The organism is Providencia sp. R33, assembly GCF_019343475.1.
Taxonomy (GTDB): domain Bacteria; phylum Pseudomonadota; class Gammaproteobacteria; order Enterobacterales; family Enterobacteriaceae; genus Providencia.
The window spans coordinates 3,183,154-3,204,751 of the sequence record NZ_CP072453.1; the positions used below are offsets into that span (position 1 = coordinate 3,183,154).

General features: G+C 40.7%; 21 protein-coding genes. 9 read left to right on the top strand and 12 right to left on the bottom strand.

Annotated features, from left to right (window positions below):
- The first annotated feature begins 246 nt into the window (after positions 1-246).
- From J6836_RS14915 to J6836_RS14930, 4 genes are all read left to right on the top strand, one after another.
- Positions 247-1,515: a cytosine permease gene (locus J6836_RS14915; RefSeq protein WP_219244778.1), complete on the top strand. Its 1,269-nt coding sequence runs from the start codon at positions 247-249 to the stop codon at positions 1,513-1,515.
- A 238-nt stretch (positions 1,516-1,753) separates the two neighbouring features.
- Positions 1,754-2,752 (top strand): methionine ABC transporter ATP-binding protein, encoded by a 999-nt coding sequence (locus J6836_RS14920; RefSeq protein ID WP_219244779.1) that lies wholly within the window; start codon positions 1,754-1,756, stop codon positions 2,750-2,752.
- 2 nt (positions 2,753-2,754) lie between these two features.
- Positions 2,755-3,441: a methionine ABC transporter permease gene (locus J6836_RS14925; protein WP_219244780.1), complete on the top strand. Its 687-nt coding sequence runs from the start codon at positions 2,755-2,757 to the stop codon at positions 3,439-3,441.
- Positions 3,442-3,505: 64 nt separating this feature from the next.
- The gene (locus tag J6836_RS14930; protein WP_206083340.1) at positions 3,506-4,330 is read left to right on the top strand and encodes a MetQ/NlpA family ABC transporter substrate-binding protein; all 825 of its coding nucleotides are present in this window, start codon (positions 3,506-3,508) and stop codon (positions 4,328-4,330) included.
- Positions 4,331-4,392: 62 nt separating this feature from the next.
- On the opposite strand, the gene J6836_RS14935 is transcribed toward J6836_RS14930, so the two are convergent.
- From J6836_RS14935 to J6836_RS14980, 10 genes are all read right to left on the bottom strand, one after another.
- Positions 4,393-4,929, bottom strand: a complete 537-nt coding sequence (locus J6836_RS14935; RefSeq protein ID WP_219244781.1) for a fimbrial protein — start codon at positions 4,927-4,929, stop codon at positions 4,393-4,395.
- Positions 4,930-4,942: 13 nt separating this feature from the next.
- Positions 4,943-5,491 carry a fimbrial protein gene (locus tag J6836_RS14940; RefSeq protein WP_255586239.1) on the bottom strand — a complete coding sequence of 183 codons (549 nt, stop codon included), beginning with the start codon at positions 5,489-5,491 and terminating at the stop codon, positions 4,943-4,945.
- A gap of 12 nt (positions 5,492-5,503) precedes the next feature.
- Entirely contained in the window at positions 5,504-6,037 is a 534-nt protein-coding gene (locus J6836_RS14945) for a spore coat protein U domain-containing protein (RefSeq protein WP_219244782.1), read from the bottom strand.
- Between the two features lie 12 nt (positions 6,038-6,049).
- On the bottom strand, positions 6,050-7,060 hold the full coding sequence (locus J6836_RS14950) for a fimbrial protein (protein ID WP_219244783.1): 1,011 nt from the start codon (positions 7,058-7,060) through the stop codon (positions 6,050-6,052).
- Between the two features lie 10 nt (positions 7,061-7,070).
- The gene (locus J6836_RS14955; RefSeq protein ID WP_425299633.1) at positions 7,071-7,730 is read right to left on the bottom strand and encodes a fimbrial chaperone; all 660 of its coding nucleotides are present in this window, start codon (positions 7,728-7,730) and stop codon (positions 7,071-7,073) included.
- 4 nt (positions 7,731-7,734) lie between these two features.
- On the bottom strand, positions 7,735-10,107 hold the full coding sequence (pefC, locus tag J6836_RS14960) for a PefC/AfrB family outer membrane usher protein (protein WP_219244784.1): 2,373 nt from the start codon (positions 10,105-10,107) through the stop codon (positions 7,735-7,737).
- A gap of 68 nt (positions 10,108-10,175) precedes the next feature.
- Positions 10,176-10,694: a fimbrial protein gene (locus J6836_RS14965; RefSeq protein WP_219244785.1), complete on the bottom strand. Its 519-nt coding sequence runs from the start codon at positions 10,692-10,694 to the stop codon at positions 10,176-10,178.
- Between the two features lie 74 nt (positions 10,695-10,768).
- Positions 10,769-11,026, bottom strand: coding sequence for a helix-turn-helix domain-containing protein (locus J6836_RS14970; RefSeq protein WP_219244786.1), 258 nt, complete (start codon positions 11,024-11,026; stop codon positions 10,769-10,771).
- Between the two features lie 680 nt (positions 11,027-11,706).
- Complete coding sequence (locus J6836_RS14975; RefSeq protein ID WP_219249523.1) at positions 11,707-13,407, bottom strand: lysophospholipid acyltransferase family protein; 1,701 nt, start codon at positions 13,405-13,407, stop codon at positions 11,707-11,709.
- A gap of 97 nt (positions 13,408-13,504) precedes the next feature.
- Positions 13,505-14,236: an SDR family oxidoreductase gene (locus tag J6836_RS14980; RefSeq protein ID WP_219244787.1), complete on the bottom strand. Its 732-nt coding sequence runs from the start codon at positions 14,234-14,236 to the stop codon at positions 13,505-13,507.
- 109 nt (positions 14,237-14,345) lie between these two features.
- Here J6836_RS14980 and J6836_RS14985 point away from each other — a divergent pair, with 109 nt between their 5' ends.
- Positions 14,346-15,167: a LysR family transcriptional regulator gene (locus tag J6836_RS14985; protein WP_219244788.1), complete on the top strand. Its 822-nt coding sequence runs from the start codon at positions 14,346-14,348 to the stop codon at positions 15,165-15,167.
- Between the two features lie 185 nt (positions 15,168-15,352).
- Positions 15,353-17,500: a formate dehydrogenase subunit alpha gene (gene fdhF / locus J6836_RS14990; RefSeq protein WP_219244789.1), complete on the top strand. Its 2,148-nt coding sequence runs from the start codon at positions 15,353-15,355 to the stop codon at positions 17,498-17,500.
- Between the two features lie 281 nt (positions 17,501-17,781).
- Here fdhF and J6836_RS14995 read toward each other — a convergent pair whose 3' ends face one another.
- Entirely contained in the window at positions 17,782-19,398 is a 1,617-nt protein-coding gene (locus tag J6836_RS14995; protein WP_255586240.1) for a sigma 54-interacting transcriptional regulator, read from the bottom strand.
- Between the two features lie 401 nt (positions 19,399-19,799).
- On the opposite strand from J6836_RS14995, the gene hydN reads away from it, so the two are divergent.
- From hydN to hybG, 3 genes are read left to right on the top strand one after another with little or no spacing between them, the layout of a single operon-like run.
- Positions 19,800-20,348, top strand: coding sequence for an electron transport protein HydN (gene hydN, locus J6836_RS15000; protein WP_219244790.1), 549 nt, complete (start codon positions 19,800-19,802; stop codon positions 20,346-20,348).
- Between the two features lie 10 nt (positions 20,349-20,358).
- Complete coding sequence (hypA, locus tag J6836_RS15005; RefSeq protein WP_219244791.1) at positions 20,359-20,700, top strand: hydrogenase maturation nickel metallochaperone HypA; 342 nt, start codon at positions 20,359-20,361, stop codon at positions 20,698-20,700.
- A gap of 21 nt (positions 20,701-20,721) precedes the next feature.
- Entirely contained in the window at positions 20,722-20,994 is a 273-nt protein-coding gene (hybG, locus tag J6836_RS15010) for a hydrogenase maturation factor HybG (protein ID WP_219244792.1), read from the top strand.
- Positions 20,995-21,046: 52 nt separating this feature from the next.
- Here hybG and hycI read toward each other — a convergent pair whose 3' ends face one another.
- On the bottom strand, positions 21,047-21,499 hold the full coding sequence (hycI, locus tag J6836_RS22790; protein ID WP_255586419.1) for a hydrogenase maturation peptidase HycI: 453 nt from the start codon (positions 21,497-21,499) through the stop codon (positions 21,047-21,049).
- Positions 21,500-21,598: the final 99 nt, after the last annotated feature.

Genomic DNA, 21,598 nt, shown 5'->3' on the forward strand with positions numbered 1-21,598 from the left:
CATTATTGATGAATGCTTTTTAAATGGATTCTATTCTGCTCTCACTGTTGCTATGCTTGCTACACCATAAAAACAAACCAAAAAAATCAATAAATTACAGGTTAATAAAATAATTTATTCACCATGAGACTTATTTTATTTTTTTCGCTAATTCACTCACATCCATAAAATTTAAAATATAAAAATTTTATTATTAATTTTTATAGGTACGCCAATTAATTTTAATTAAAATGAGGTTCACCTAATATGTCCAATAAAGAAAAAGACAATGTTTTATTAGATTCTGAATATGAACATGTTCCCGTTCCCCTCGAACACCGAAAAAGTTTTGCCTCGGTTTCCGCTGTTTGGTATAGCTTTCCGTTGGTTTTAACCAGTGCGGTTATTGGCGGTATCGTCACTGCACTTTTAGGTTTCAAAATGGGAGTGACGGCTATTTTAGTGGGGAATTTATTGCTGTGTTTAGTAATCGGTTCTTTAAGTTACTTAGCAGGGAAAACTGGCGAGAACTTTGCCATTTCCGCTAAAAAAACATTTGGTAAACAAGGTTATATCGCTGTCTCAGGTTTACTTGCTACCGTTGTTATCGGTTGGTTCGCCCTGATGGTTGGCCTCACCGGTGATACGATGTTCCGTTCATTCGGGCAAAATTTATTGTTCATGACATTACTCGGCGGAATATTATATGTCGCAGCGACCTTTATCGGTATTAAAGCGCTTGCGGTCCTCGGCTATATCGCAGCTCCGATGTATTTAATTTTAGGTGTTATTTCTGTGATAATTGCCATGGAAAATGGTTCATCCGATATTATCAATTATCAACCTGCCGTCGGTGCTGGAGCGCTATCATTTGGCGTTGCCGTCACGATGATTTTCTCCACCTTTACTGATTCTGGCACCATGACCGCTGACTTTACCCGCTGGGCAAAAAACGGTAAACAAGGCTTTCTCGCTGCCTTTACCGCCTTCCCGATTTCCAAATTTTTTGCGGAAGTGATCGGTGCGATTATTGTTGCCACTGGCGTCGTTTTACACCCTGAAGTGACTGGCGGTGACTTTATCACCATATTGGCAAATTCAAGCCCATTACTGTCTGTTCTCGCGATTATTTTTGTGTTTGTTAACTTGGGCGTGGGTTGTACTCACTGTTTATACAATGGTGCGGTGGGTTGGTCTCATATTACCAAAGGCAAAATGAGAACCTTAACCATTATTTTGGGTGTTATCGGGATTATTGTTGCCATCACTGGCATTTGGAACGCATTCCAAACGTGGTTAAATCTACTGGGTCTTATTGTTCCACCGATTGCAGCGATTATCATCATGGATCAATTAGTCCTCAAACGTAAAAATGATGAAACAAAGAACTGGCAACCATTAGCTTTCATTGCTTGGGTACTCGCCTCTGGTATTGCGTTAATAGTGAATGCTTACGCCCCTGAACTTTCCGTTGTCGTAGCTGGGTTAGTTTCTTCCTCTGTTATCTACTTTATTGGTCATCAATTTTCGAAATAATTTCTAATGTTTGAGGGGGTATTTACTCCCTCAATTTCATTCTGCCCCCTCATCCCAAGCCTCTCTAAAAAAATAACCACATGATTATTAATATTTTTTATTAATTAGACTGTTTTCATCTAACTCATCCCTATCTTTTATTTGACATTCATCACATTTCCAATTACTTTGGCAGTATAGACGTCTAGATATCCATCTTTGGATCTATGATATAACCAATTCATCCAAGGGGATCAGCGTGATAACACTTAAAAATGTCAGCAAGATCTACAGCCGCAATAAAAAGCAGACCGTGGCGGTTGATAACATCAACCTCAATATTGCCGCTGGGGATATTTTTGGCATCATCGGTTATAGCGGTGCGGGCAAAAGTAGCCTCATCCGTTTGCTAAATCGGTTAGAAGACACTACCAGTGGTGAAGTGATTGTTGGGCAACATAATATTACTCACAGTGACGAGAAAGCAGTTTTAAAAATACGCCAATCTATTGGCATGATTTTTCAGCATTTTAATTTGCTGTGGTCACGGACAGTGCGGGAAAACATTGAGTTTCCATTACAGATTTCAGGGTTCGATAAAAAGAAACGTAAAGCACGTGTTGATGAGTTAATGGCATTGGTTGAGCTAACCGATAAAGCTGATGAATACCCATCCATGCTTAGTGGTGGGCAAAAGCAACGGGTGGGTATCGCACGCGCCCTTGCCAACAACCCGGATGTTTTATTGTGTGATGAAGCAACGTCTGCATTAGACCCAAAAACGACGCAAACTATTTTGCAATTATTAGCGCGTATTAACCGCCAGCTGAACATCACCATCGTGTTAATTACTCATGAAATGCAGGTCGTCAAGAGCATCTGCAATAAAGTGGCGGTCATTGATAAAGGCCGTATTGTTGAGGAAGGATTGGTTAGCCAAGTATTTCATAACCCACAACATGCAATTACACGGCAGTTTTTATCACAAAGTGAGATTGCCGCAGATAACCAAGAAGACTTAAAGGCAATATTGGCTGATGGCCCGATTATTCGCGTCGTTTTAGATGAAGAAAAGCAAAGTCACTATTTACTGTATGACTTAATTTCACAATTTAATGAGCCGATTAAATTGATAAAAGGCGTATTTAACCAAGGTGCTGGCTTTTTATATCTGCAATTTTTGCCTGAAACTGAAAAGTTAACGGATGCCGTTGCGTATCTTAAAAATAAAAGAAATATCGTTGTTGAGGTGATTTAGTCATGGATGAAATACAGCGCTGGGTTAGTGGCTATTTACCCTATTTAAAATTACATGTTTTGGGCATTGAAACCCTCAATACATTATATATGACATTAGTCTCTGGTGCGTTATCTGGCATCTTTGGAATTTTAATTGGCACCTTTTTATTTTTAACCGCGCAAGAGGGTAAAAAAGAAAATATCGCTGTTTACCGTACGCTTTCTTTTATTGTGAATATCTTCCGTGCTGTGCCGTTTATTATTTTAATCATTTTATTATTCCCTGTGACCAAATGGATCGTCGGCACTATTTTAGGGGTTAATGCTGCGCTTCCCGCCTTGGTAATTTCAGCAAGCGCTTTCTATGCAAGGTTAGTGGAAATTGCCTTACGTGAGGTAGATAAAGGGGTTATAGAAGCCAGCCAATCCATGGGGGCAAAACTGCACACTTTGATTTTTAATGTGTTGATACCCGAATCTTCCCCTGCTTTGATTTCAGGTTTAACGGTCACATTGATTTCATTAGTGGGTGGTACCGCTGTGGCTGGTGCGATTGGCGCAGGTGGGTTAGGAAATCTGGCCTATTTAGAAGGCTTCCAACGCAGCCATATGGATGTCGTTTGGGTCGCTACATTAGTGATTTTAGCCATTGTTTTATGTATTCAAGTTATAGGAGACACCCTAGTTCGGTGGATTGATAAACGTTAATAACATCAACCTAGACCAACAAATTATTAATTTTATCTACACTCAGCTAATTAGGAATAACAGTATGAAATTATCATTATTAACGCGTTTCGGGGCATTATTAATTACCAGTTTAGCGCTCACTGCTTGCCAACCAGACCAACAAGAAAAAAGTAATAAACTAACGATTGGGGCATCTTCAACACCCCATGCGGAAATATTAGAATTCGTCAAACCACAGCTCGAAAAAGACGGGATTAATTTAGATATCCGTGTGTTTAATGATTACATTATTCCGAACCAAGCACTGGCAGACAAAGAACTGGATGCAAACTTTTTCCAGCATGTGCCGTATTTAAATAAAACATTGGCGGACCACCCTGATTGGAAACTCGTGTCTGTTGGTGCAGTGCATATGCACCCGTACCGCTTTTTCTCGCAAAAACACAAAAGCCTGCAAGATTTACCCAATGGGGCAAAAGTGCTGAGCAGCAACAATATTTCCCAACATGGTCATATTCTAAAACTGTACCAAGATGAAGGTTTAATTAAATTACGCAGTGATATTGACCCTGATGATGCAACCATTGACGATATTGTTGAAAATCCACGCAATTTACAGTTTTTATTTACCTATGATGCGCCATTAATGCCACAAATTTATAAAAATGGCGAAGCTGATGTTGCCTCAATTGATAGCCATTTTGCGATTAATGCAGGTTTAGATTTAACGAAAGACGTCATTTACAGTGAACCTGCGGCTAACAGCAAATTTGCCAACGTAGTGGTGACACGCGAAGATAACCAAAATGACCCGCGAATTACAAAACTTATGGCTGCACTGAAAAGCGATGAAACGAAGAAATTTATTTTAGATAATTACAAGGGTGAAGCAGTACCAGTTCCTTAATTCCCCAACTCTATTGATTAAGTTGAATGAAATCTTTTAGCTAAACTTCATTCAACTTAATCTTATTTATAAAGCATATCGATGATCACACTGCTTTTCATCACACCTTTTTCAATACTCTGAGCCTGAGCATAAGGCTTTGCATAAAAGCTAATATCAAACTGATTGTTATTATTTGCACTGAATCGCGTATTTGCCCCAGATAAATCAATGGGTGTTGCATCTAACCACGATAAATAAATACCAACACCTGATAAATTTGTTTTTAGTTCGCCGCCTATCCCATTATTAAGGGCACCTTGGCTACCAGGCCGGAACTTAATATCGATATGACTAGGTTTAAAACCACTTTTTTGGCAATCAACAATAAATTGTGTCTTTACCGCAGGTTGCTTTCCTGCCAATAAATCCCCTTCATTAATGATTTTAAAATCAACAACTTTGTTAAACCCCTTTCCATCATTAATGTCGCAGGTAATATTCACGATATCGAGTGAAATTTTTAGTATTGTGTCCGGTAACACTTCATCAGAAAAAACGTAATGTGAATAACCAATCAGAATAGTGGCAATTAAAGAAGCTGATATCTTTTTATTCATATTATTATCCACATTAAATATATTTAATCTTAATTGTAATATGTGTATTCCCACTGCCTAAATTAACAGACTGCCCACCAAGCGGTAATACAACAGGCTTTACCTTGATTTTTACCTTCATCAAAGACGCGCCTATTTTTTTAAAAAAGAGTTCTTGTCCCATAGGAACCCCCGAGCCAACAGTACCGACTTGGTCATCTTCCCATGAAACAAGGTAACCCAGTGTCGTATTTTTTGAGCCAATATACCCCGAGGAAGCCATTGTTAAATGCGGGTTTGCTGGCTCAAACCGTATTGATATCCGCTGTGGCTTAATCGTTCCTGAGCAATCTAATGAAAGTATCGAATGCCCTTCAATTTCACCCGATAAAATCGTTGCAGCATCGAGAGATCCAAAACTCACATCATCAACAGTTGCAGGTAAACAAGTCGCTATTCTCACATTCATACTAAACTGCGATTGAATTGCTTCACCAACAATCGATGTTTGCTTTGGCACTTCACCATAACTTGGTGGCGCACTGAGTATGAAGAAACCAGCAAGCAAAATAGACTTGAGCATAGTTACCCTTAACTAATTAAATGTCAGCTTAATATTCAAAGCCGTATTTGCTGCCCCGGGAGAAACAACATCGCCCAATGCGATAGGCTTTACTTTAATTGGCACACTGAAACTTGCCGCTGTGGGCTTAGTGGTTGGCGTAATCACAGTGCCATTAATCGCTAAAGCGGTATCGACTGGCTTAACCGTAGAACTTCCCCATTTTAATTGATATCCAACCGTTGCATTCCCTTTTGTATTCATTATTCCATTAGCCACATCTTTCACGCCATCCGCTGCCGTAAACGCTAACGTATAATTTGCGAGCGTTGTATCGCAGGTCACTGTTAAGGTCATCACTTTATCTGCCACAGTTCCCTTTTTGATATCCCCCGCAGCTTGGTCACCAAAAGCCACATCCGCAACGCTTGCACTGCAAGACGCTTTTACGGTCATGCTTAAATTTGATGTAACGGTTCCACCAGTCACATTAGAGGCAAAACTGGTCGCGTTAGCAGAAACAGAAAATAGAAAGCCAAGAGAAATAAATAACGTTTCCTTTATCATGATTCACTCCTTTTAATTTAATTTCACATTAATCGTTAATGCGGTATTCGCTAGCCCGGGAATGGGCTGCGTTGATAAAGCAACAGGCTTTACCGTCACAGGGATCGTAAAGTTATTGGTTGTGGGTTTTGAATTAGGGGCAATTGCCGTGCCATTGATCACCACCGCACTATTAATAGGCTTCACAGTGTTATTTCCCCACGTAAATTGATAACCAACCGAGCTATTATCTTTCACATTAATAATCCCAGTCGTTGCGTTGTTTACGCCGTCTCTACCTGAAAAACTTAAAGTGTATGCAGGGAGCACTGCATTACAGGTAAATGCAATATTGATTGTTTTAGCGGCAATCGAATTCGCTCTTACTGAACTCGCTGTTTGCTCTCCAAAAGCAACATCATTGACAGAAACTGCACAGGAGGCATTGTTTATCAGTGTCATCGATGTTGGTGCACTAAAAGCCACAGTTTCTTTTTGTAATGTCCGGCTATTTTCACCAATTCGCGAATAAAAATTTCGGGTTAACATATAGGTTGGGTTAACGGTTGTTTTTCCTGGAGGTGGCTTCTTTTGTAAATAGACAACACCAGAATCTGTACTGCCACCAGGCCCCGATAAATTGGTATAGCCTGTTCCGCTTGTTTTATAATCAGCCAGTAATAACCAAACCGTATTCCCGCAACTTCCTGTTGAACGAAACCTTAAATAACCATCCGTCGAGTTTTTATCTACAGTTCCGTAAGAACAGTCATTAGGAGACGCACCAAATTTATCAACGATATAAATAAAGTTTCCGGTTGTATTTCCTGCTCCACTTGATGCCCGTAAACATTGCCCTGCAAAAGTAATTGGCGCTCCAGGGTTCCCAAACGAATAGAGTTGGTCACCGACTTTTTTATTCGTAACATCAATTTGCGCTGGAAAGTTATATTTCAACGATAAGCTTCTACACCGTGCAGCAGAGGCATCAAGGGAAAAAAGAAAAATCATTAATGCGATGAAATAATAAGGTTTTTTATTCATGCTAACGTCCTTAACGAAGCTCAATAACACGCCGAGCACCGTAATCATCAATTGCCTCAACCGTGACTTTCCCAGATAACGATTTCTGTAAATTCACTTCACTGAAAGGGGGGAATAAACTCATTGATTGCTCAATTTCTTTTGATAAAGCCAATGGGCGACCATTCACGGATACTTGAGTCAGTGCAAAATAATAAGGTGTTGGGTTTTTCAACACAGATCCTGAATACGTGAGGTTTTTCTCTGCATCTTCACGGGCATCAGCGAGTGCTTTGGGGCGATAAATCAATTTCACTTGTGTATTCAAAGCAACAGCAAGGACATTACCTTCATCAGCAGAAGCAATAGGGGGTATTTCCTGAACATTTAACCAAAACAAAGATTCTTTATCTTTGGGCAAAATATCATTCACATAAAGTAAGCGAATTAACTGCTTTTCTTCACCCTCAATTTTAAATAAATTAGGTGCAGGTATAAAAAAAACATCAGTGCCACTTAAATTATCAACCCAAACCTGACCACCATAAGTTTTATCGCTATTATTCTTTACTTCAATAGCAATATTTTTACGCCCTTCATCATAGATAAATCGAGTCCCATTCAACGTAAATGCAGAATAAGCATTTACGCTGGCAAATAACGATATCAGTATAATAAAATGTGATACCATTTTATTAATTACATTCGACTTCCATAATTTTATTTTCATTTGATTCTATGTTTTCCAAATTTAATGTACATACCTCATTATCTGAGGAAGAAATAAAAATCTTTTTTGGTTTGTTGAGTAAATTTAAAAGCAACACTCCACCATTAGAAACAAACCCGACATATTCATTGCTTTCTGTTCTCGCCGAACTGCCCGCTGAAACAAATTGACCGCCTGGTTTTTTCAGTCTTAAAATATATCTATAAATCGTTGAGAATTTAAACTCACGATAAATAATTGCCTTATCGGTTGGCACAAACCCCTGTACGGAATCCAACAATTCAATGTCATTAGGAACTTCTTCTGTATTGATTTTTAAGTTATTTTCAACATAAGGAGATATCCCAATAACTGTGTTGCCATTTCTATCCGTGGGTGGTGAATCATTAAAGGTAATATTTTTAATATTGCTAATATTCGCAATGGCAACTGTATCGCGACGAACATTACTCAATAACAATCCCGTTTGCTGAGTCGCAAGTAAACTTCCGGATGCATTTATTGAACCTGTTGTTTTATTCTCATTTTTCGAAATTGCGAAGCCCGTATTAACAATATCTTGATTAACCCCGAAATAAGCAGAATTAGACCAACTTTCACGATCTTTATTTGTATTCACGCTATAGTTGATTTTCTCATTAATATTCCCCGCAACACCTGAGTTAAAACTCGATTTATTTCTACGGTCGTAATTCACCGAGTTTGTCCAATAATGGTTTTTATCAAATAAACTAAATGGAATATTCACACCAACAGATAAAACATAGTTATCACGGTCATAATCATTTAACTTTTGGTAATCTGCCGATACAGATAAATCCACACCTTTCAAAGTTGTGTTGTAGGTAATATTCGCACCGACTTCATTATGTATTTGACTGCGGTATGTTTGAACCCAACCTGAAACACTGACAAAACTATTATCAAAGTTCTGCGATAAGATAGTTTCATAACGTTCTTTACGATTACTTCGATGATATAACGCGTTTGAGTTAAACTCATTAAAATCAACATAGTCTTTACCTGTATAACGGTAAGCTAATAACTGTAAATTTGTATTATTAGACAATGAGTTAGCATATTTAAGCATATAACTAATCCCAGACTGTCGAGATTCTGACATGGTTGGGGTTTGCTTTTGAAACGTGCTAACAGCTGTATTTAAGTTAAATGAAATCGCCCCAAATTGCCCTAAGTCTTTACTCGCGCCTAACCCTGCACTTTTATAATCGTTATGCAAAATACCTGCGGTATGAAAGGTAAAGTGAGTGAGTCCATAATCAAACGCACCAAGAAAAAACAAACGATTTTCTCGCTTTCCCGTAACCTCTCTTTCTCCTACTGCGACGTTATAATTAATCTCATTAGCACGCAGTAAAGACGGAAGCGTTGCAACAGGGTAATAGCGAACTGTTTTTGTTCCGTTATTTTCTTCAACTGTTACCGTAATATCACCATTGCTCACTGGAGATATATCTTTTAACTGATAGGCACCTGCAGGGACCACTTGTGAGCTTAAAATATACCCATTTTGCGATATGGTAATTTTTGCATTCGAATTAACAACACCAGAAATAATAGGGGCATAGCCTCGCATCTCCCAAGGACGCATATCCCTTTCTGAGCGTAAAGATAGACCATAAAAAACAAAATTAGGCAAAATAGATAAAGACGTTAATGTCTTACCTACAATAAAACTGCCTTGTATTGGCTTAATTGCGGTGGATATTGTTGCTTCAGACGTTTCAGTGCCTGAATCATTAAGATAACTACTGCGGACATAGGCCACCCATCGGCCAACATTAGAATATAAATCAAAATCACCATAAACTTGGGTTTTTGCAGAAGACGTTTTTGATATATATCCTGAATAATTCACCTTAATGCCTGGAATACCATAATCCCATTCTTGCTGGTTTTTAGTTTCATCCAAAGCGATTTGAGGCACACTAAAAGACAAGGTCTGCTTTGCATTATCAAATACAACCTCGGCACCTGGGTACTGACTAATCTTGTAGCAATTTCTCGCTGCGTCAAAATTATTTGCAAGCAAAGTCAGGTTGATAGGCAATGATAATTCTGATATCCATTCTGAGTTTAAGCATAAGACCTCTTTATCCTCTGGTAAAATAATGAGTTCTTTTCGATTAACAGAACGGCGATTAAAAATGACTTCAACAATATAATGACCTGCAGGGTACTTAACACTTTCATCAAAAACGCTTGCAGCTTGCGGTTGAACTCCTCCATGTAAGAAGTCCATATTTAAATTTGCATCTGCGTAAAATGGACTTACTAACAGGGATAACATAAAAGCATTAATCGGTTTTAAACGCATTGATATTATCCATAGCTATTTGTAAGTTAAAATAAGGGTCAAAGACCCTTTTTATTTATTAATATTAATTACTTATATGCTACGGCATATGTTGCACTTGAAATCACTGTACCTTCAGTCACAGTTTGGCCTGTCGTCGCTAACATTCTTGCTTTGAATTTCATGTTCCCAATAGCATCAGTACCATTACCAAAATCAACGGTTTGGCTGTTATACGTGACATCCTGGTTAGGCGTTGTCGAGTTGGTGGCTGTCAGTTGGATTGACACGCCATTCGCAGTCCCTTTCATGTTTGCAAGGCCTGAGTTAGTAAACCCTGCGCTCTGCCAACCCACTTGCCCACTGGTTTTTTTCAAGCATTCATCAGTACGAGGGACTAAATCAAACTCAACATAATCACCGTTTTTATCTGTTGTAGTCATTTGACCTAGATCGATGGTTGATTTAACTAATCCACCCACTTCTGTATCAATATCACAGGTTTCTGATGTCACTGCGCCAATGAACTGAACTTCACCGGTATTAGCAAAAGTATATCCACTGAATAGCACGCCACTTACCATTAATGGTAATAATAATTTTTTCATTAAATAACTCTCCATATTTGTACACATAATAATTTCTTAATTAACAGTCAAACTACGTAATCAAATTTTAAATATTAGGCATTATCATTTAACTCATTAAATGATAAAAACTCTTCCCAAGATACATCCAGTATTTCCAATATGTCATTTAACATTGTAACGGTAATATTTGTTATTCCATTCTCATACCGAGATACTTGCTGCTGACTTACATTTAACATAACACCCAAGTCCCTCCCGGTTATGTCCATGCGTTTTCTTTTATTTCTAATAAAACATCCGATTTTTTTATTAAAAATATTTGGTCTTATAAAACTAGAGTGCTCATTCATTCCTACCCCCTATTTAATTATAAAATTCAAATATTCAACATAAGTAGGATTTCGCATAATATATTGGCACATGATATTAGAGTAAAAACGTTTGTGCCGATCGATAATATAATATTGATAGTTACCACCTATCGCATTTTAATATTTGATCGGAAATACCGATCACAAAGGTGAGCAAAACAAAATCAACCAATTGATAATAAACGGTTATTTTATTTTTTAACAATATATTTAATGTTATATTTTTAATTTTTTAATTACATAATTTAACATATGAATTGATATTTTAAATTAATTATGAAATATAATATTACATATGGTTACATTTATTTTTATATAGAAACAAGACAAGATAATAATATTTCAATAAAATTGAAATAGCATTAAACCCATATTATCCATTATAAAATAACAATATTTTCAAATAAAAAATTCAATAACAATAAGATATACAACCTCATAACTCATTTTATGGGTAATATAAAAATAAAAAAATTAACTTATTAAATGAGTATATTTAACTTAAGGGGAATAAGATAGTGGAGTATTTGTTCCATAATGAAAACAAATTAAGTTATTACGCAAAGATTAATATAATTAGTGATTACCATTTTATTAAATGATAATCACTAATAAAAACTACAATTTGCCCAACAAAATAACAGTACAGAAATAAAAATTTACAGATGCACCCCAACATACCGCTGGTAACGTGCGGGTTTTAGTTTGGTTAAATCCACCAGTACCAAACCATCGATGCAATCATTGAATGATGGATCTGTACCAAAATCCATAAATTGCACGCCACCGGGCTCGCACAGCTCGGTATATTGCTTATAAAGCGTGGGAATAGAACACCCAATGTTATTTAATAAACTTTTGAGTTTCACCAAGTCTTCTTGGTAATTATCACCGGCGAATTGCGCTAACACCTGCGGTAAAGAAGCTGGATAGGGTTTGTGGGATTGCACCATTGACTGTTCAGCGGAAAAATATAAGCGATAAAACGTGATCAATAAATCACGCGCCGCAATCGGCATCGCGCCCGAAATGGAGACGGGGCCAAATAAATAACGGTATTGGGGGTATTTCGCTAAATAGGCCCCAATGCCTAACCACAGATAATCCAGCCCGCGTTTTCCCCAATATTTAGGTTGAATAAAACTGCGGCCTAACTCAATACCTTGAGCAAGAATGGGAAGCATGCCTTCGTCATAGTGGAATAAACTAGCGCTGTAGATCCCCGCTAACCCTTTGGTTTTAATTTGCTTTTCTGTAGGAATAAAACGATAAGCGCCAACGATATCGAGCTCATCTTCATCCCACAACACTAAGTGATAATAATCGTCATCATAGCTATCTAAATCACGGCGCTTTCCTGAACCTTCCCCTACCGCACGAAACGATATCTCACGTAGCCGCCCTAATTCACGCAATATGGGCGAGCGGACTTCTTGATGACGTTGATAAAGGTAAATGGCTTTACCATCTGGTGATGTTCCCAAACGCTCACAAGCCGTCAAGGCTTTTTTCAGTTCAAGCCGGTCTTCAGGTAAAGCAATTGCCGATTCACTGGTAAACAACCCGTCTTTACTCTTTCCTAATAAATAAACGTGGCGGCGAAAACGTTCTGCTAATTCGTGGGCTTTGGTGTGGCCATCATACCAATGACTAAAAGGGATCCGCCCCCCAATACAAATTTTGAGTTTTTTGCCCCGCTGTTTGAACATTTCCCTGACCAACATCAACGTGGACAATGGCTTGTAAACCAGTGAGGCAAAATAGAATAAATGGCTATTTCGCCCCTGAATATGAATAGGCACAATCGCGGCGCGTGCTTTTGCAGCTAGGCGTAAAAAACCCGTGCGCCAGTGATTATCGCGAATGCCTTTACTACTGAGCCGCGACACTTCCCCCGCAGGGAATACGATCAATGCCCCGCGGTTGTCCAAGTGCTGTTGCATGGCTTCCACTTGCTGGCGATTGGTGCGGTTGCTGATATTATCGACGGCAATAAACAGGCTTTTTAGTGGTTCAATATAGTTAAGAAACTGGTTTGCAACGATTTTCACATCAGGGCGTACGGTTGCCACGGTGCGTAATAACGCTAGCCCATCTAACGAGCCTATTGGGTGATTTGCCACCAAAACAACAGGGCCTTCTGCGGGGATATTTTCTAAATCACCATCAATTAATTCACAGCGAATATTGAAATGCTCAATAACTTGTTCGATAAGATCCAACCCTTTCAAATGGGGGTAATCTTGGGCAAATTGGCTAAATTCTTTTTCGAAAAGAAGGCGTTTTAATACATTGCGTTTCCATGCAGGTGGGGCTTGATGTGGGTATATATCGTGGAGTAAGGCATCGATACTGAACATCATGTTATCTCCATCCGAGCTGAGTTACTGCGAACTTAAGTCAGATACGTGACAACATGATGACAATTTTATGACGAAATAATGAAGCGATAGAAAACTAAGCCTGTTGGCGAGTTGCCGCTAAAACAATTTCACGGATACACACCGATTGCGGCTGTTGATAGGCAAAACGAATGGTATTGGCGACATCCTCCGCAGACAGAACTAAACCGCCCATCTCTTTTTTCCACTCTTGGTAGCCCGATTTAATCCCTTCATCCGTCGTGTGGCTAAGTAATTCTGTTTCAACCGCCCCTGGTGCAATGGTGATCACACGAACATTATGCGGGGCAAGCTCTTCGCGTAAATTTTCAGAAATGCCGTGAACAGCAAATTTAGTGCCCACATACGCCACGTGGTTTGGAAAGGTTTTTCGCCCTGCGACTGAACTGATATTAATAATCGTGCCACTTTTACGCGCTACCATGCCACCAGCAACCGCATGAACACCATTCAACACGCCCTTAATATTCACATCCACCATAGTATCCCATTGGTTAGGGTCTTGATTTGTGATGTCACCTAAAAGCATCACGCCCGCATTATTTATTAGGCCATCAACCGGGCCAAACTGTGCCTCTGCTTCTTTAACGGAATTAACAAAGGCGGTTCTATCCGTAACATCTATAGACTTACATAACGTATTAGGTAAATTTAATGCCAACATGGGTTCAATGCGCCGTGCCAGCAATAAAAGTGCATGCCCTTCATTAGACAAAATTTTTGCCGTGGCAAGGCCAATGCCTGAACTCGCACCAGTAATGACCACTAATGATTTTACGTTTTGCATATTGCATCCCATATAAATTTAATTGATATCTAAAACCATTGGCAGACTATATTTCATCCGAAAGTTACATTAAAATGGTTTATTCTTCTCACAGACATCAAAAAAATCTATGGATTATCGCCAACTTCACGCCTTTATCGCCGTTTTCGAAGAACGCAATATCACCACGGCTGCACGGCGGTTATTCCTCACACAACCTGCGCTCTCAGCGACGATCAAAACGCTGGAAGATAGCTTAGGCACCCAGCTGTTTAAGCGCTTACCAAGAGGCGTTGATGTCACTGAAGATGCGCGAATTTTATACCCGCATGCACAACGCATGGTGGCTGAGTTAGACACTCTGGCAAGCAGCTTTAAACGTGAAAAAAACCGCCAGCCTCTGCAAATTGGCATTGAAGAGGATATCGCTAATCAACACATTTGCGCGTTCCTAAAACAAGTTCAAGACCCTGATTTTCATTTATTAATCTCCTTGGAGTCAGGTTGCAAAGGAGATATCCGTCTTGCTTGCGAAGAAATGCGCTGTGAAGATGAGCTGTTTATTCCACTCATTAGTGAGCCATTTGTTTTAGTAATGTCACCTGAGCACCCACTCGCCAGTAAAAAGGCCATGACATCCGCTGAGTTACACGGATTGAGTTGGGTTATGTGCCCTGAGCTCACTTGGCACCAGCGTTTTTTACCGATTTACGGCGCGACAGCAAATTCCCCCTCCGCCCATGCCAGCACCTTTTCCCTCGCGCTTGCTCTGGTAGCACTCAACTTAGGCGTGGCAATCGTGCCCCAATCCCTTGCCAGTGAACACGCAAACATCGTTTCCCGCCCTTTACCTGTCCATGCACTGTCACGACGTATCGGCGTGTGTTATGCCATCCAATCATTGTCTTCCCCTGCGGTAGAGCAGCTTATCAACCATTTAACTCGTCAATAGCCGTCGACACTTTTGACGATCACGCTGTTCGCCAAACGGCACAACACAGCGTTAGTCACATCAAAAACAATAAATTCAATCAGTTAGATATCAATAAATTTACCTTAAAAATTGGCATAAACCCTGCATTAGCTTAGGTGTTAAGGCGGCAATAACCGCTACATAAAAACACAGGAGCAATGTTGATGGAAAAAGTCATCACCGTCTGCCCGTATTGCGCCTCAGGCTGTAAAATATACCTGAAGGTGGAGAACGGGAAGATCATCGGCGCAGAGGGCGCAAATGGTCACACCAATGAAGGGGAGCTCTGCCTAAAAGGTTATTATGGCTGGGACTTCATTCACGATACGAAAATATTAACGCCTCGCTTAAAAAACCCGATGATCCGTCGTGAGCGTGGTGGCAAGCTCGAAGTGGTTTCATGGGAAGAAGCGATTGAATTTGCCAGTTCTCGGTTACTGGCAATTAAAGAAAAATATGGCCCTAAAGCCATCATGACGACGGGTTCATCCCGTGGCCCGGGTAATGAAGCCAACTTTGTGATGCAAAAATTTGTTCGTGCAGCCGTCGGTAGCAATAATATCGACTGCTGCGCACGTGTCTGACACGGCCCTTCGGTTGCAGGTCTGCAGCGTTCGGTCGGTAATGGCGCAATGAGCAACTCAATTGTCGAAATTGAGGATACCAAATGCATTTTTGTCTTCGGTTACAATGCCGCAGACTCACACCCTATTGTCGCTCGCCGAATTTTAAAAGCGAAAGAAAAAGGGGCTCAAATTATTGTTTGCGATCCGCGTTATATTGAAACTGCGCGCATTGCAGATATTCACTTACCTTTGAAAAACGGGTCAAACATTGCGTTACTGAATGCATTTGCCCACGTGATCATCGAAGAAAACCTGTATGACAAAGCATTTATTGATGCACATACTGAAAAATTCGAAGAATATCGCACCTTAGTCGCGCCCTATACCCCTGAATCAGTGGAAGAAACCACGGGTATCAAAGCAGAAGACATTCGCAAAACAGCCCGCATGTATGCCAAAGCAGAAAGCGCGACGATTTTGTGGGGCATGGGTGTCACCCAGTTCTATCAAGGTGTTGAAACTGTTCAATCCCTCACTAGCCTTGCGCTACTCACAGGGAATTTAGGTAAGCCGCATGTTGGCGTTGGCCCTGTTCGGGGTCAAAACAACGTACAAGGCGCCTGCGATATGGGTGCACTGCCAAATACCCTGCCGGGCTACCAATATGTGTCGGATACCGCTGCACTGGAAAAATTCGCTCAATTCTGGGGCATTGAAAGCATGCCAGCAGAGAACGGCATTCCCCTGAGCGAAGTGCCACACTTTATTGATGAAGGTGTGTTAAAAGCTCACTATGTGATGGGGGAAGACCCGCTACAAACGGAGCCTGACCTTGCTACTATCCGCCGTACTTTCGATAAGCTCGAGCTGCTGATTGTCCAAGATATCTTTATGACCAAAACCGCGTCCATTGCCGACGTGATTTTCCCTGCCACGTCTTGGGGGGAACATGAAGGTGTGTACACCGCCGCTGACCGTGGTTTCCAACGCTTCTATAAAGCAGTTGAGCCTGTCGGTGACGTAAAAACAGACTGGGAAATCATTAGCTTAATGTCAACCGCTATGGGTTACCCAATGCACTACAACAACACCAAAGAAATTTGGGATGAGTTACGTGAATTGTGCCCAATTTATTATGGCGCGACCTATGAAAAAATGGCGGACTTAGCCTATATTCAATGGCCGTGTAAGACATTAGACAGCCCCGGCACGGAATATTTGTACGAAGGTGGTCAATTCGACACGCCAAATGGCAAAGGCCAATTCTTTACCTGCGATTGGCGCCCACCGATTGACCAAGTTAGCACAGAATACCCGATGGTTTTAGCAACAGTGCGCGAAGTGGGCCATTACTCGTGCCGTTCAATGACGGGTAACTGTAAGGCCTTGGCGGCGTTAGCGGATGAACCAGGTTTTGTACAAATCAATACCGCAGATGCAAAATCGTTAGGAATTAAAGACCAAGAGCTAGTTTGGGTGGCATCACGGCAAGGTAAAGTCATTACCCGAGCCAATATCAGTGACCGACCTAATAAAGGAGCGGTATACATGACTTATCAGTGGTGGATTGGTGCCTGTAATGAGTTAGTAGCAGAAAACCTCAGTCCAATTACCAAAACTCCTGAATATAAGTACTGTGCGGTACGCGTTGAGCCCATTGCAGACCAACAAAAAGCTGAGTATTTCGTTGTTCAGGAATACACAGGGATTAAACGTCGGTTACGTGAGGCGGCCGAAGGCCTTTAATTTTCGTTAAATAATCACCTAAGCCAATGGTTCCAGTCAAACCATTGGCTTTTTTATTTAGTTAATTAATAATAAGTATATTAATAAAATATTGATAATCTGTTATTCAGTCTGATTTCAAAAAAATTAAATTATATTTGAATAAATTTAATCACAGTCGTGACCTTCAAATATAAATAATAATTAATTTCATTAAGGCTATTATTGTTCATTTTATATGACTATCAATTATATAAAAACAGTAATAAGCAACCTGATAAATATAATCAAAAAACATACAATTAAAATAAATCTTGAACCGAGATCCCTAACCGCTGCATACGTGATAATAATGTGGTGCGTTTTAACCCTAAGCGGGTTGCAGCCCCCCTCGCACCAGCCACCACGCCGTTTGTCGCTCGTAGCGCCGCAATAATTCTATCTCTCTCTTCATCGTCACTTTCAGGGGCTGCGGTTTGCATGCGTTTTTCTATGGCACTGGGCTTTTCAAAGGCATTTTTAAGGCGTGAAGGCTTTGGGATATTGAGTTCATGTAGTTGTAAATTCAAAGTATTTCCACGGGTTAAAATCACCGCTCGCTCAATGACATTTTCCAACTCACGGACATTACCTGGCCACGGATACAATGATAACTGTGCCAGTGCTTCACGGGGAATACACTCAATCTTACGGTTCATACGCTGCGCAATTTTTTGCGTAAAATGGGTGGCAAGTAGTGGAATATCTTCAGGCCTTTCACGTAGCGGCGGGATAATAATCGGGAACACATTCAGCCGATAATACAGATCTTCGCGGAACTCACGCTCATCCGTCATGCCCTTTAAGTCACGATTCGTTGCCGCAATCAGCCGTACATCCACAGGAATAACTTTGTTACCACCGATACGTTCTATTTCACGCTCTTGTAGCACACGAAGTAATTTTGGTTGTAATTCCAATGGCATATCGCCGATTTCATCTAAAAACAGCGTGCTTTTATCTGCCATTTCAAAACGGCCAATGTGCGTAGTGGTTGCTCCAGTAAATGCGCCTTTATCGTGACCAAATAAGTCACTTTCCAACAAACCAGACGGGATCGCCGCACAATTCATTTTAATAATTGCACGGCGATGTCTGTCACTTAACCGATGAATAGCGCGGGCAATTAGCTCTTTACCTGTTCCCGTTTCCCCTAAAATCAATACGGTACTGTCGCTGCGTGCCACCAAATCCACTTGGTCGAGCACATTACGCATGGCGGCACTTTGAAAAATGATTTCGCTAAAACTCTCATTACCGTGAATTTGCTCATTGAGCCAGAGGTTTTCATTTTTCAGACTGTCTTTTAGGCGAGTAATTTCGCCATATGCCGCCGCATTGTCTACCGCAATAGCAAAGCGCGCCGCAATCTGTTTGAGTAAATTGCAGTTATCATCGGTGAAAATATGGGTATCTTCGTGGGATAAGACTAAAACGCCAAGGGGCTTATGGTTAAATGCCAACGGCAATAATAGTGTTTCCGTCATTCCTTGAGCACACACGTGCTGATACAGTGGGTCTTGGGTCGATTGGTCAAGAGCTAAGCGCATAGACTGATTACTTTCAAGCACTTGCGTTAAATCAGGGTGTAGTTCGTTTAAATGATATTGAGTTTTTTCGACGGGTTTTCCGCGGCGGTGATGGCTTGAATAACAAAGGTATACCGCTGAGCTATAATTATCACACAGGGCAATACTAATTTGGCTAATACCAAAAAAGCGGTAAATTTCCCGGGAAACTTCGGCAACTAATCCATCCATTTCTAAATGTGATAAAACGGAATTAGTAATATCTACCAGTATTCGATATTGGTCGCGTTCATGGCGTATACGTTCATTACTTTCAGTGATCCCCACAAATACCCCATTCTTTTTAATCATTTCCTTGAGATGTTATAAACACTCAAACTAATGGCCATTGATATAATTAAACATCAATACGACACCAAATAAGATTATTGTAATGACTCTAAAGAAAAATAATATCATTGACTGATTTAACTTTGATCCAATCCCCTATTTTTTCACGGTAAATTAAACTGTAATATATATTATTATATAACGATTCAATATTAAACGTCGTCATTATTGTCGAAAGCGTGTCGAATATATTTATTTTCTACAAATGAAATACCTAATTGTTTATTAATATATTGATTTAACTGAATTTAATTATTCCATCAATTTGGCACGATCCATGCTTATACCTGAGTATCTAAATTGAAAACAAGTACATCGGAACGTTGAATGTATTGTCATCATCTATTATTCAGGAGAGTAGGATGAACCGTTTCATCATTGCAGATCCCAAAAAATGCATTGGTTGCCATACTTGCGAAGTCGCGTGTGTGGTGTCCCACCAAGAACAAGAAACGGGGATTGCCACTGTCGTCAAAGATGAATTTTTCCCACGAATTCATGTATTAAAAGGCTATACCGTCAGTACGGCAGTGGTGTGTCGCCAATGTGAAGATGCGCCATGTGCTAATGTGTGCCCAAATGGCGCAATCAGCCGCAAAGACGATTTTGTCTATGTTGACCAATCAAAATGTATTGGTTGTAAAACCTGCGTTATTGCCTGCCCTTACGGCACCATGGAAGTGATTAGTCGACAAGTCGACCAGCAAGTGACCGCTCTCAATACCATCCCACAATACCGTGCAGAAGCCCATAAATGCGATTTATGCCATACCCGAGAAGGTGGCCCTGCTTGCGTCGAAGTGTGCCCAACGGAAGCGTTGATGGTTGTCGATAGAAACCGTATGGATGAAATCGTTAAAGAGCGCCGACGCCGTGCTGCCTTTGAAATTCCGCCGGATATCCTGCTGTAAGGAGCGTGCTATGCATGAAGTTGCATTATGCCAAAATGCTTTTGAAATCATTGAACAACACGCCAAGCAAAACCATGCCCAGCGTGTCACAGGGGTTTGGCTCGAATTAAGTGCTGTCTCTTGTGTGGAAGAGTCTGCTGTGCATTTTTGCTTCGACATTATTTGCCGCAATACCCTTGCGCAGGGTGCTACGCTCCATGTGTCTACCGTGCCTGCACAGGCACAATGCCGCGATTGCCAACGTACCGTGCAAATCACCCAATTTGAAGCGGGCTGCCCACACTGTGGCAGCCGAAACTTGCACGTGGATAGCAGCAGTAGCATGCAGGTCAAACAGATTGAAGTTGAATAATATTCTATGTAGGAGTTTGTTATGTGTTTAGGCATCCCCGGAAAAGTGGTCAGCGTAGGCGAGTCCCCGATGGATACCGCCCAAGTTGAAGTTTGCGGTGTCAAACGCGATGTGAATATTGCGCTAGTGTGTGAAGGGGAAACCGCAGCAATGATTGGCAAATGGGTGCTTGTCCACGTGGGCTTTGCGATGAGCATCATTGATGAACAAGAGGCGCACGATACCCTTGCCGCACTCATGGCGATGGAAGAAGTCGAGGAAGATGTAGGCTACTTTTTACGAGGCAATGCTTAAGTTGAGGACAAATCGCAGCGCCTCACCGCACTGCGATCCGCCCCCTAGGCATTTATTCCCCCTCAAATAGGGTAAAGCCGCCTAACCCTTGCCACTGAGGTAACGCGGCATACACTTGTTGCACTGCCGAAATCACCTTCTCATTCATTGGCATATAAAAACCCACTAAGTCTGGCTGAATACCTAAGAAAATAATCTCTTCGATATCCTCTTTTAATTGGTCGATTAAAAAATTTAACGGCAAATTATGGGTGCTCATGATAAACATTTCAGCGATATCATCGGGGTCAATAATTCGTATTTCACCCGGTGCTAAGCCAATATCGGCGGCATCCACAATCAACAAGCGCTGGGGTTTTAATGCACGCACTTGGTGAGACACACTTTCAGGGCTGCTCCCGCCGTTAATCGCCTGCCAGCCATCAATCGGGTTGGCTTCCATTAAATCGAATAACATCGGCCCTGCACCGTCATCCCCCATCATACTATTCCCAACAGCCAACATCAGGTTTTGCACAGAGGGTTGGTTTGGTTCGGCTAATACCTTGTTTTCAGTAAATTCATCGTCTAATGATGGGGAACCTTGTCTGGTTGTATGCCCTAC